Source organism: Formicincola oecophyllae (assembly GCF_006542395.2).
GTDB classification, from domain to species: Bacteria; Pseudomonadota; Alphaproteobacteria; order Acetobacterales; family Acetobacteraceae; genus Formicincola; species Formicincola oecophyllae.
The window spans coordinates 368053-380711 of the sequence record NZ_CP038231.1 but is presented as its reverse complement, the minus strand read 5'-3'; the positions used below and the strand labels follow the sequence as shown (position 1 = coordinate 380711).

8 protein-coding genes are annotated in these 12659 nt (G+C 59.9%); 5 read left to right on the top strand and 3 right to left on the bottom strand.

Features of this window, described 5'->3' with window-relative positions:
- Positions 1-60: 60 nt before the first annotated feature.
- Both hemN and E3E12_RS01655 read left to right on the top strand, forming a co-directional pair.
- The gene (gene hemN, locus E3E12_RS01660; RefSeq protein ID WP_141442765.1) at positions 61-1518 is read left to right on the top strand and encodes an oxygen-independent coproporphyrinogen III oxidase; all 1458 of its coding nucleotides are present in this window, start codon (positions 61-63) and stop codon (positions 1516-1518) included.
- Between the two features lie 252 nt (positions 1519-1770).
- Positions 1771-2142: a hypothetical protein gene (locus E3E12_RS01655; RefSeq protein WP_141442763.1), complete on the top strand. Its 372-nt coding sequence runs from the start codon at positions 1771-1773 to the stop codon at positions 2140-2142.
- 3 nt (positions 2143-2145) lie between these two features.
- On the opposite strand, the gene greA is transcribed toward E3E12_RS01655, so the two are convergent.
- From greA to carA, 3 genes are all read right to left on the bottom strand, one after another.
- Entirely contained in the window at positions 2146-2619 is a 474-nt protein-coding gene (greA, locus tag E3E12_RS01650; RefSeq protein ID WP_141442762.1) for a transcription elongation factor GreA, read from the bottom strand.
- Between the two features lie 205 nt (positions 2620-2824).
- On the bottom strand, positions 2825-6100 hold the full coding sequence (gene carB / locus E3E12_RS01645; protein WP_141442761.1) for a carbamoyl-phosphate synthase large subunit: 3276 nt from the start codon (positions 6098-6100) through the stop codon (positions 2825-2827).
- 17 nt (positions 6101-6117) lie between these two features.
- Positions 6118-7659: a glutamine-hydrolyzing carbamoyl-phosphate synthase small subunit gene (carA, locus tag E3E12_RS01640; RefSeq protein WP_141442759.1), complete on the bottom strand. Its 1542-nt coding sequence runs from the start codon at positions 7657-7659 to the stop codon at positions 6118-6120.
- 200 nt (positions 7660-7859) lie between these two features.
- On the opposite strand from carA, the gene E3E12_RS01635 reads away from it, so the two are divergent.
- The 3 genes from E3E12_RS01635 (at position 7860) to rpoD (ending at position 12589) form a co-directional block, all read left to right on the top strand.
- Positions 7860-8312, top strand: coding sequence for a GatB/YqeY domain-containing protein (locus E3E12_RS01635; RefSeq protein WP_141442758.1), 453 nt, complete (start codon positions 7860-7862; stop codon positions 8310-8312).
- Positions 8313-8443: 131 nt separating this feature from the next.
- The gene (gene dnaG / locus E3E12_RS01630; protein ID WP_141442757.1) at positions 8444-10405 is read left to right on the top strand and encodes a DNA primase; all 1962 of its coding nucleotides are present in this window, start codon (positions 8444-8446) and stop codon (positions 10403-10405) included.
- 219 nt (positions 10406-10624) lie between these two features.
- Positions 10625-12589, top strand: coding sequence for an RNA polymerase sigma factor RpoD (rpoD, locus tag E3E12_RS01625; RefSeq protein ID WP_141442755.1), 1965 nt, complete (start codon positions 10625-10627; stop codon positions 12587-12589).
- The last annotated feature ends 70 nt before the right edge of the window (positions 12590-12659 follow it).

The window sequence follows — 12659 nt, the reverse complement described above, 5'->3', positions numbered from 1 at the left end:
CCAATTCCCCCGCCTCTTTAATTGTGAGAAGTGTTTCACCCTTTGATGGATTCAAGCGCCATGGTTCACCCCTATGCAGATGCAGAAGTCCACGGCAGCAGCGCTGTTGACATTGCCAGCCTGATTGCGGGCGTTGAACAGGACGTAGAGGCCATATCGGCCTTGTTGCCGCGTTACGGACGCTTGATTCCGCGCTACACCAGCTACCCCCCCGCCACGCGCTTCAATGCCCAGGTGAATGCTGCCAAGGAAGCTGAGTGGCTGCGTGCCCTGCCTGGGGGGGAGGCACTTTCACTTTATTTTCACGTGCCGTTCTGTGACGAGCTTTGCAGTTTTTGTGCTTGTAACACTGCTGTGGTGCGCCGTGTTGAAAGCCGGCTGGCTTATGGTGAACTGCTTCTCGATGAGGTTGACCGCGTTCATGGCCTGACGGGGGCTGAACACCCCATCACCCACCTCCATTGGGGGGGTGGCACGCCAACCAGCCTGCCCATGGCGGCCATGCGGCGCGTCATGGAACGTATCCGCGAACGTTTCCCCCTGGCTGATGACGCTGAAATTTCCATTGAGCTGGACCCCCGCCACTTACCTGAGGACGTGCCGCCCCAGCTTCATGAAATGGGCTTTAACCGCGTCAGTTTCGGCGTGCAGGATTTGGAAGAGGACGTGCAGGAAGCCTGTGGCCGCAGGCAGACGGAGGAATTGACGGCTGAATGCATTAGGGCGGTCCGCGCTGCCGGCATTCAGGCTATCAACATAGACCTTATCTATGGCCTGCCCCGCCAAACGGCTGAAAGCGTTGCGCGCACAGCAGCACGCGTTGCTGCTTGGCAGCCGGAGCGCTTGGCGGTGTTTGGCTATGCCCACGTGCCCTGGAAACAGAAGCGCCAACGCTTGATTGATGAAAGCACCCTGCCCCAGGTGCGTGAACGCCTGGTGCAGCGCCAAACCATTGACGCTGTCTTGAAGCGGGACGGTTACCAGGTGGTGGGGCTGGACCATTACGTCCTGCCCAGCGACAGCATGGCTGAAGCTGTGCGCCAGGGTACGCTGCGCCGCAATTTCCAGGGCTACACCGTGGACAAGGCCAAGGTTCTGGTTGGCATGGGGGCTTCAGCCATTTCATCCTACCCCCAGGGTTTGACGCAGAACGCCCCTTCAGCGGCCATGTACAAAAACGCCATGAAAGCGCGCCCGCAAAGCCGGCCCGTCCTGCACGGTTTGGAGCGTGTGGGCGATGACAGCGTGCGCGCGCGCGTCATCGACAAGCTGATGTGCCTGCTGGAGGTTGATTTGGATGAAGAGGCCCCAGGCCACGCCTTTCCAGAACTGGACAGGCAGATTGGGCAGTATGTGGATGACGGCCTGCTGGTGCTGGGCCCGGGCAGCCAGGGGGGGGGGAACCGCCACTTGAAGGTGACGGAGCTGGGGCGGGCCTTCGTGCGCAACATCGCATCGCTTTTTGATGAATACTTGCCAGCCCCAGGCAGTGCGCCAGCCCATTCAAGCGCGCTCTGACAAGGCAAGGAAGTGATAATTGGTCAGTCTGTCTCTGTTGCTTCAGCAAGTGTCGCACATCTTGTCTGTGGCGGTGCCAATCTTCTCTCCCATAGGCATGTTCATCCTGGCAGTGATGCAATGGCGGCAGACGCGTTCACAGGCGACAGCCTGCAAAGAAACTACTGAACGCCAACAGGCGTTCACAAAACAACAGACCGAGACGCAAATCTCGGAACGGAACATGAAATTGTTTCAATTGCGCTGGGATGTTTGGAAGCGTTACCGGGAAAACATCCAGGCTCTAACGCTTGGGGCCAGCCCATTCCTGAGTTCAGGGTCCATTCTTCAAAATATATAGAATGGGTATTTCCCAATCTTATTGATGAGGATTGGAAGAAAATATCATTAATAATCAATGAAATAGTAGGTGACTACGGATTTACACATAGGCATGGTGTATCCTCCAATAAAGGGAGTACACCTCAACTTAAAGAACCTATGGTGGAGGATAGCGAAATATCAAAAGTCGTCAGTTCCACGAAGATGGAAACTGAGGAGGCCACCAAACAAATGGAGGAGAACCTTTTGAAGGTTCTTGACGTGGTGGCCTCTCAAATCAAACCCTTGATGATGTTTAGTTGAAGGTCATTTGTACGTGACCTTGAGGATTTCGTAAGTGCGGTCGCCGCCAGGAGCTGGGACGGAGACGGTGTCGCCAACTTCCTTGCCAATCAAGGCTTTGGCCAAGGGCGCACCAACGGAAAGGCGGCCTGTTTTGATGTCGGCCTCCTGCTCCCCAACGATTTGCCAGGTCTTTTCCTTGTCGGTCTCCTCATCCACCAGCGTGACGAAGGCTGAGAACTGAACGCGGTCACCTGAAAGGGTGCTGGGATCGATGACCTCTGCTGTGGAAATCAGGGCCTCCAGTTCCAAAACGCGCCCTTCGATGAAGGACTGCTTCTCACGGGCTGCGGAATATTCAGCGTTCTCTGAAAGGTCGCCATGGGCGCGTGCCTCAGCAATGGCGCGGATGACGGCGGGGCGCTCCTCCGTTTTCAGGCGGCGCAACTCATCTTCAAGATGTTTGAGGCCCTGGGCGGTCATGGGTGTTTTCTGCATGGCGTGACTCCTCAAAAACCTTGAATGGAGGGACGGAAGCCGTGCCCATAGCAAGGCAGGGCTTCAAAAGACCATAAGCACCTTGCCACCGCCCCTTTGGTAAAGGGCAGTGGCAAAACGCCATGGTTTTGGATGAATGCTGCAAGCCTAACCGATGTGGGGCCGCCCGCGCAAGAACGCTAGCCACCCCAGGCTGTAGACCCCCTCAGTGGCCTGTGCCCCTGAAGGGTTCAGGGAAGTAGCTTTGAAGCGGGGCGACTTCAGGCGTGCCGTCCCGCAGCACAGCGATGCCATAGGCTGCGGCGCGCGCGCCAGCGATGGTGGTGTAGTGTGGGATGCCCATGGTCAGGGCAGTGCGGCGTATGTCGTAACTGTCATGCGCGCTCTGGCCACTGGTGGAGGTGTTGATGACCAGCTGCACATCGCCATCGCGCATGGCGTCCACGCAATGGGGGCGTCCTTCCAGGACTTTGTTGGCGGGGATGACCTTCAACCCTTCTTTTTCCAGGTGTCGCGCCGTGCCTTGCGTTGCCATCAACTTGAAGCCCATGTCGGCCAGCTTGCGCGCCACAGCGGTGATGGCCTTTTTGTCGCTGTCACGCACGGAAATGAACACAGTGCCCGCTTTGGGCAGTTCCACCCCGGCAGCCAGCTGGGACTTAGCGAAGGCCATGTCGAATTGGGGTGCCAAGCCCATGACCTCCCCTGTGGAGCGCATCTCAGGGCCCAGGATGGTGTCCGTGCCTGGGAAGCGGTTGAAGGGGAACACGGCTTCCTTCACCGCTACGTGGGGGCGTGAGGGGCGCCCCTCCAGCGCGAAGTCGGCAAGCTTGGCGCCGGCCATCACGCGGGCGCCTACCTGCGCCACAGGCACCCCTGTGGCCTTGGAGACAAAAGGCACCGTGCGGGAGGCGCGCGGGTTAACCTCTAGGACGAACACCTCCCCATCCTTGATGGCGAACTGCACGTTCATAAGGCCTTTGATGCCGAGCTCCCGCGCCATGGCGGCGGTCTGGGACTTCAGTTCCGCCACCAGCGCGGGAGAGAGGGTGTAAGGCGGCAGGGAACAGGCGGAATCACCTGAGTGGATGCCGGCCTCCTCAATATGCTCCATCACGCCAGCCACGTAGACGTCCCCATGATCACCATCAGCCACGCAGTCAACGTCAGCTTCAATGGCGTCATTCAAGTAATGGTCAAGCAGCACGGGGCCTGCGGACACCTCATCGCCAGCGGCCCGCAGGACGGTGTCCAGGTAACGGGTGAGGCCAGCGCGGTCATGGACGATCTCCATGGCGCGGCCACCCAGCACGTAGGAGGGGCGGGCGACAACGGGGTAGCCAACCTCCTCTGCCTTCTCCAAGGTCTCTTCAGGGGTGCGGGCAATGGCGTTGCGCGGTTGGCGCAGCCCCAGTTTCTTGAGCATGGCCTGGAAGCGCTCGCGGTCCTCAGCGCGGTCGATGGCATCCACAGGGGTGCCGAGGATGGGGATGCCCGCCTCTTCCAGAGCTTTGGAGAGCTTCAAGGGGGTTTGGCCGCCATATTGCACAATGCAGCCCAGAACGGTGCCGTTTTGCTGTTCCTTGCGGATGAGGGCGATAACGTCCTCAGCTGTCAAGGGTTCAAAATAGAGCCTATCTGAAGTGTCGTAGTCTGTGGAGACGGTCTCAGGGTTGCAGTTGACCATGATGGTCTCAATCCCAGCATCGCGCAGGGCATAGGCTGCGTGGACGCAGCAATAGTCGAACTCAATGCCCTGGCCGATGCGGTTGGGACCGCCCCCCAGGATGACGACCTTCCGGCGGGCTGTGGGCTCGGCCTCGCAATGGGGTTCGTTCAGGCCACCTTCATAGGTGGCGTAGAAATAGTCTGTGTGGGTGGCGAACTCGGCAGCGCAGGTGTCAATGCGGCGATAGACCGGGTGGACGTGCATTTCCTCGCGCAAGGTGGCGATGGTGCTTGGCGTCTGGTTGGTGAGTTCGGCGATGCGCGCATCAGAAAAGCCCATGGCCTTCACAGCGCGCAGCTCCGTTGGGTTCTGGGGAACGCCCTCGCTAGCGAGCTTGCCCTCAGCGCGCACGATCTGTTCCAGCTGGCGCAGGAACCACATGTCGAAATGGCAAGCGCGCTGGATCTCATCAAGCGGCAGGCCAGCGCGAATGGCCTGCGCCACCATGAGGATGCGCCCTGGGCGTGGCTCCGTCAGGGCGGCGCGGTAAGCGTCATGGGAACCATCCCCAGGCGCTTCCACCGGGTCCAGCCCATTGAGGCCAGTCTCCATGGAGCGCAGGCCCTTCTGGAGCGATTCAGCTAGGGTGCGCCCCACAGCCATGGCCTCCCCAACCGACTTCATGGAGGTAGAGAGGAGGGCAGGGGTGTTGGGGAACTTTTCAAACGTGAAGCGCGGGATCTTAGTCACCACGTAATCGATGCTGGGCTCGAAGCTGGCGGGGGTGACACCTGTGATGTCGTTGCTGAGCTCATCAAGCGTGTAGCCTACGGCCAGCTTGGCCGCCACAGCCGCGATGGGAAACCCCGTGGCCTTGGAGGCCAGCGCGCTTGAGCGCGAGACGCGGGGGTTCATCTCAATGACGACCATGCGCCCATCTTTGGGGTTAACGCCGAACTGAACGTTAGATCCGCCCGTTTCCACCCCGATGGCGCGCAAGCATGCGATGGAGGCATCGCGCATGCGCTGGTACTCTTTGTCCGTCAAAGTCAGGGCCGGGGCCACGGTGATGGAATCACCCGTGTGGATGCCCATGGGGTCAATGTTTTCAATGGAGCAGACGATGATGCAGTTGTCGGCTTTATCGCGCACCACCTCCATTTCGTACTCTTTCCAGCCGATGATGGATTCCTCCACCAGGACCTCAGTGGTGGGGGAGGCGTCAAGCCCGCCCGTGACGATGCGCTCAAACTCCTCCCGGTTGTAGGCGATGCCGCCGCCAGAACCACCCATGGTGAAGGAAGGCCTGATAATGGCTGGCAGGCCTGTCTCTTCCAAGGCGGCACGGGCCTCCTCCAGGCTGTGGGCGATGACTGAGCGCGGGCTTTCAATGCCGCACTTGTCCATGGTTTCACGGAACTTCAGGCGGTCCTCGGCGCGGTCGATGACATCGGCGCGCGCGCCGATTAGCTCCACATTGTGCTTTTTGAGGAAACCGGACTTGTCCAGCGCCATGGCAGCGTTGAGCGCCGTCTGCCCGCCCATAGTGGGCAGGACGGCATCAGGCTTTTCCTTCAAGATGATGCGCTCGACAAACTCAGGCGTGATGGGCTCCACATATGTGGCGTCAGCAAGCTCTGGGTCCGTCATGATGGTGGCGGGGTTGGAGTTCAGCAGGATGACCCTATAGCCCTCTTCCTTCAGGGCTTTGCAGGCCTGGGCGCCTGAATAGTCGAACTCGCAGGCCTGACCGATGACGATGGGGCCTGCGCCGATGATGAGAACGGACTTGATGTCGGTGCGTTTAGGCATGGTGTGTCCTCCCCCCTTTAGGTGTTCGGGCTGGTTTGGGTGTTGGCGCGCGCTGCACGTGCTGCGTCAATGTTGGCCACAAAGCGCTGGAACAAGTGCTGGCTGTCTGTCGGCCCGGGGCTGGCCTCAGGGTGGTACTGAACGGAGAACGCCTTGTGACGGGGGGAGGCGATGCCTTCATTGGTGCCGTCAAACAGACTGCGGTGAGTCACCACCACATCTGCAGGCAAGCTGGCCTCATCCACAGCGAAACCATGGTTTTGACTGGTGATCTCCACCCGGCCGGTCGCCAGGTCCTTCACGGGTTGGTTGGCCCCATGATGGCCGCGGGCCATTTTCGTGGTCTTGCCACCGAGCGCATGGGCCAGCAGCTGGTGGCCCAGGCAGATGCCAAACAAGGGTATGGCGCTTTCAAGCAGCTTCTTCAGCACGGGCACCACCTTCACCCCTGTGGCGGCAGGGTCCCCAGGCCCATTGGAGAGGAACACACCTTCTGGCGCCTGTGCCATGATGTCTTCAAAGCTGGCTGTCCCTGGCAGGACCTGCACCGCGCAGCCCGCGCTGACCAGGGAACGCAGGATGTTGTCCTTGGCGCCGAAATCCAGCGCGACAACGCGGCGCGGCGTGCCTGTGGGGGCTTTGGGCATGATGAACCCCTCCCAGCGCCCCTTGTCCCAGCTTCGCGCCGGCCTGGCCGCTTGGCTGCCCAAATCGGCCCCTTCCAGCCCTTCCCAAAGCCGCACCCGCTCAAGGGCGCTTTTCACGTCCACCTGACCTTCAGCTGGGTAGGCGATGACGGCGGACTGTGGCCCGTGGTCGCGCAGCAGGCGGGTGATGAAACGCGTGTCCAACCCAGCGATGCCTGGCTTGCCCTGCCGTGTAAGCCAAGCGCGCAGGTCACCTTCAGCGCCACCTTCGTTGCGCCAGGAGGATGGCTCTGTGACCATGTCCTTCACCACCATGCCAGCGGCCAGCATATGGCTGGCTTCATGGTCTTCAGCATTGGTGCCTGTGTTGCCAATGTGGGGGAAGGTGAAGGTGATGATCTGCCCTGTGAAGGAAGGGTCGGTCAGCGTTTCCTGGTAACCGCTCATGGCTGTGCAGAAGCAGAGCTCCGCTACTTGGCCACCTTCAGCAGGGGTGTAGGCGCCAAAGCCCCGACCCCATAGGACGGTACCATCAGCCAAAATGAGGGCTGCGGTCGCCCCAGCAGGTTGGTGCAGGTTAGCGCGCAAGTGGTTGGGGGTGGTGCGTTGGGTCATGCGGTCCTTCCCATGGTGGGTGGAGGGAGCAGGTGGTGTGGCGGCGCGCTGAGCCTGAAGCGGCTTGGGGCGCAGCGTGGTGGATTTCTGTCGTGGCGCAAGAGCAGTCAACATTGCCATGTTCACCCCAGGGAAGCTTAGGAAAAGGGGCCAATGCTTGGCGGGGATGGCACCTGACTGGCGCCATTTGCGCACGGCTTCTGAACCAACGCCGGCAAGCCTGGCCACATGAGCCGCACCACCAGCGGCCGTGATAATGCTGTCCACATCCTGCATAGGTGGGTTCTCTGGCTCCATTGGTGTGTTGTCAGACACTGCCTGTTGGGAAGAGATGGGAATTTTTTTCCCACACTGTCAAGGCCACAATGCTATGACTTAGACGCGCCCTGGGAAAAAAGTTCCCATGAAGGGTTGGGCCGTCAAAGTTGGAGCCCACCATGGCCCGTGCTAGGCAGCCTGACCCACTAGGTGTGGGAGAATATTAGGGAGAAGAATCCATGGACATTCGCCAGCAAGTGATGGCTGACCTCAAAACAGCCATGAAAGCCAAGGACATGGCGCAGGTCGCACGCCTGCGCGCCATCACTGCCAAGCTCAAGGACCTGGATGTGGCCGCCCGCGCCGGTTCTGGGGACGTCACGGAAAGCGACGTAATGGGCGCGCTGCGCTCCATGATCAAGTCGCGCACTGAATCAGCAGCCCTCTACCGCCAGGGTGGGCGCCCCGAACTGGCTGAGAAGGAGGAAGGCGAAATCGCCGTGATTGAATCCTATTTGCCTCAAGGCCCTTCTGATGCTGATCTTGAAGCAGCCGTTGCTGAGGCTGTCACGAGCACGGGTGCCACCTCCATGAAGGACATGGGCAAAGTCATGGGCGTTTTGAAAGGCCGTTTTGGCCCTGCTTTGGACGCTGCCCGCGCAGCCCCTATGGTCAAAGCCAAGCTGGGCTGAGGAGTCAGGCTGACGCCTTCCCCGCCTTTTGACCTTGGCAGAGGTGGGGCCAAAGTGTGCTTAAGGGGGCGGGGCAACCAGGCCGCCTAAGCCACTGTTCCCAAATCCTGAGAGCGTGAAAGGAGGGCACCATGGCCATTGACCACACTTTCCTTGATGCCCTGCGCGCCCGCACTAGCTTGGTGCAGCTGATTGGCAAGCGCCACAAGCTGGTGCGCTCATCGCAGCATTGGAAAACATGCTGTCCTTTCCACGGGGAGAAAACCCCCTCCTTTTATGTTTATGACGACCATTACCATTGCTTCTCCTGCCAGGAGCATGGCGATGCCATAAGCTGGCTCATCAAAGCGGAAGGCCATGGTTTCAGGGATGCGGTGGAGATCCTGGCCTCCATGGCAGGCCTTGAAATCCCCCAGGAAAGCCCGGAGGCAGCCAGGCGCGCCGCCCAAAAAAAGGAGAAGGCCCGTGCTTTGGGCAGCGTCACTGAGCGCGTCCAGGCCCAGTGGCGTTTGAACCTTCACCAGCCTGAAGGGGCGCAGGCGCGTACCTACCTGCACAAGCGCGGCATTGACGCGCGCACGGAGGAACGCTTTGGCTTGGGTTGGTCTGGCAATGGGCGCAGCTTGCTGGCTAGGCTGAACCACGCTGCGCCTGGTTCTGTGCCACTGAAGCCCGAACAGCTGGCGGAGGCTGGGCTGCTGCGCCCAGATGCCCAGGGCAGGCCTGGTCGGGAGCTGTTCTTCAACCGCCTTACCTTCCCTATCCATGACGTGCGCGGCCGCCTGGTCTCCTTTGGGGGGCGTGTGTTGGGCGATGGGCAGCCCAAATACCTCAATGGTCCTGAAACGCCCCTGTTCGCTAAGCGGCGCACGCTTTTCAACATTCATCGTGCCCGTGAGGCCGTGCGCGGTGGCCAGCCCTTAATCGTGGCTGAAGGCTACATGGACGTGATCGCTTTTGACCAAGGGGGCTTTGAAGGGGCTGTGGCCCCTTTGGGCACCGCCGTGACGGAAGAGCAGATAGCGCTGCTATGGCGCACAGCGCCTACCTTCATAGTGTGCTTTGATGGTGACAAGGCAGGCCAGAAAGCGCAATTGCGCGTGGCTGAACTGGCCTTGGCCAAGCTCCAGGTGGGGCATGGGGTGCGTTTCTGCACGCTTTCTGGGGGTGATGACCCTGATTCACTGCTGCGTAGCCATGGCCCGGCCGCCTTGGCAGCCTTGATTGACAGCGCGCAACCTTTGGCTGAAGCCACCTTTAGCTTGCTGCTGGGCACGTTGCGCGATGAAGGGCCCGATGAGCGGGGACGCCTGCGCCGCGCCTTGACTGACCTCGCCGCCACCATCCCTGACAAGGCCTTGGGGGGGGAGTACCGCAGCACATTCCTTGATCTGTTCTTCAAGCGCTTCAGAAGCCAGCGCGCCAGCGCGCCTGCGCAACACGCTTTCCAAAGGCGTCCTGGCCCATGGCCAAAGCGGGGCGAGCGTCTGGGAACGCCCCCTTTGCAGGGGCTTGACCTGGCCGGGTGCGCTTTGAGGAAAAATCCCTCCCCAAGCGGTGGCAAAGGCCGGCTGGCGTTGCTGCTGGTGCTGGCCATCAGGCGCCCGACATTGCTTCACCATGTGGCCACTGACCTCAGCCGCCTTCCCATGGATGATGACCTGACGCCGCTGCAGGCTGGCCTGTTGGACTGGTGGGTGGTGTATGCGGCTAACATTGCCCAAGGGCGCGCCAGCCTGACTGACAACAAGGATTGCGTCAGCGCCCTTGAAGAGGAAGGGCTAGGAGCGGTCCTTAAGAAAGCGGAGGAATGGGCAGGCCAAAGCGCCCACCTCTCCCGCGCGTTGGTGGAACAGGAAAAGGAAGGGCGGACCTCTGAAGATGGCATGATCGCCATCACCCCCCTTCAAACCTGGCTTCATCTTTACGCCCTGGTGAACGCCCAGAACTTTGAACGCGAGGTGGAGGCAGAGCTCAATGCGCTTGACCTTTCCACATTAGCTGAGTTCCCGCCCGCTCTGCAGGCGCGGTTGGACATATTGGGGCGGCTGCGCGATGGGGGCTTGGGGGAGGAGGTCAACCTGGCCCTTTAAACGCTCGACCGCGTTTTGCTAGTGAGAATCGTTGTAAAATCTTCAGGAAAGCTCGCCCTTTCCCTTGCCTTGTCTGGTGGTGGCAGGGCAAACAGGCACATTCTTACTGGCCAATCCCCTTGTCATGACTTGACTTGAAGAGGGCACTTGCCCATCTGCACCATGACATAGCAGCCGATTTAAGGCTGAATGGGGATTTTTGCGTTGACGGAGACAGGCATGGCAACGAAATCAGATTCTGCGGCCGATCAAGCGACGTCGGGTGACGATGCCCCCCTCGACGTGCGCTCGGCGGCAGTCAAGAACCTGATTGCCAAAGGCAAGGCCAGCGGCCACATCACCTTTGACGCCCTCAACGCTGTCCTGCCGCAGGACAAGATGACCTCCGAGCAGATTGAGGATGTCATGGCTGCTCTTAACGATATGGGCATCCAGGTGGTTGAGGATGACGACAACAGTGATGACGACCCCAGCCCCAATGCTGACGATGATACCGATGAAACCGAAACCACGCGCCGCAGCACCCGCAAAAGCGCAGATGAGGAACCGCAGGGCGGCAATGTGGATGCTGAGGCCGCAAGCCGCACTGATGACCCCGTGCGCATGTACCTGCGTGAAATGGGCGCAGTGGAGCTTCTCTCGCGTGAGGGTGAGATCGCCATCGCCAAGCGCATTGAGGCTGGCCGCAATGAAATGATTGAAGGGCTGTGCCGCAGCCCCCTGACCTTCAACGCCATCCAAAGCTGGTATGAACAGCTTAAGCGTGACGAAATCCTCCTGCGTGAATTGGTGGACCTAGAGGCCATGAATACGCCAGACGTTCCAGAGAACGGTGAGGACGTCCCTGAATCCTCTGAAGAGGAGTCTGACGACGATGCGGATGATGAGGCCGATGGGGACGCTGGCAGCTCCCCCACCATCCCCCTTTCAGCGCTTGAGGAGAAACTGCGCCCTGAGATTATGGAGCGTTTCGAGGTTTTCGCCCCCCTTCATGGGAAGTTGACTGAACTCCAGAACCGCCGTCTGGCCTTCATGGGTAAGGGTGAGGATGTGCCTGAAGCGATCGAGACGGAATACGAGGCCACGCGGGCCACCATCATCAAGCTTGTTAGCAGCCTGTCGCTGCACAACAACAAGATTGACGAGCTGGTAAGCGGCATGGACAGCTCCATCAAGAAGCTCAACGCTGTTGAGGGAAAATTGCTGCGCTTGGCTGAAAGCTGCAAAATCAGCCGTGAGGACTTCCTGGGTTATTACCGTGACCACGAACTGGACCCCGACTGGGTGGAGGCCGCGCGCGCCTTGCCCAAGGGCTGGAAAACCCTCACTGGTCCTAAGAACATTGAAAAGCTGGAAGCCTTGCGCAGCGAAGTCGGCGCCCTTTCAGCTGAAGCCGGCCTGCCTGTTGGCGAGTTCAGGCAGGTTTACCAAACCATTTCGCAAGGCAAGCGTGACGCCACCCGCGCCAAGAAGGAGATGATCGAGGCCAATTTGCGCCTGGTGATTTCCATCGCCAAGAAATACACCAACCGTGGCTTGCAGTTCCTGGATCTGATCCAGGAAGGCAATATTGGTTTGATGAAGGCGGTGGACAAGTTCGAGTACCGCCGTGGTTACAAGTTCTCTACATATGCCACATGGTGGATCAGGCAGGCCATCACGCGTTCCATCGCTGACCAGGCCAAGACCATCCGCATTCCTGTGCACATGATTGAGACCATCAACAAGCTGGTCCGCACGTCACGCCAGATGCTGCATGAGATCGGCCGTGAGCCGCAGCCAGAGGAATTGGCTGAGAAGCTCGGCATGCCGCTTGAGAAAGTGCGCAAGGTCCTCAAAATCGCTAAGGAGCCGATTTCCCTCGAAACCCCTATAGGTGATGAGGAAGACAGTCACCTGGGCGACTTTATCGAAGACAAAGCTGCTGTCATCCCGCTGGATGCCGCCATCCAAACCAACCTGCGCGAAGCCACAACGCGTGTCCTCGCTTCCCTCACCCCGCGTGAGGAACGCGTTCTGCGCATGCGCTTTGGCATTGGCATGAACACTGACCACACCCTTGAGGAAGTGGGCCAGCAGTTCAACGTTACGCGTGAGCGCATCAGGCAGATTGAGGCCAAAGCCTTGCGCAAGCTCAAGCACCCCTCCCGGTCACGCAAGTTGCGCTCCTTCCTGGATGACTGAAGCGGGCCTGCCGCAAGGCGCTTAGTGGGAGTCTGCTAAGGCTGTTGCCTGAAAACCCTTCCCGCATGAT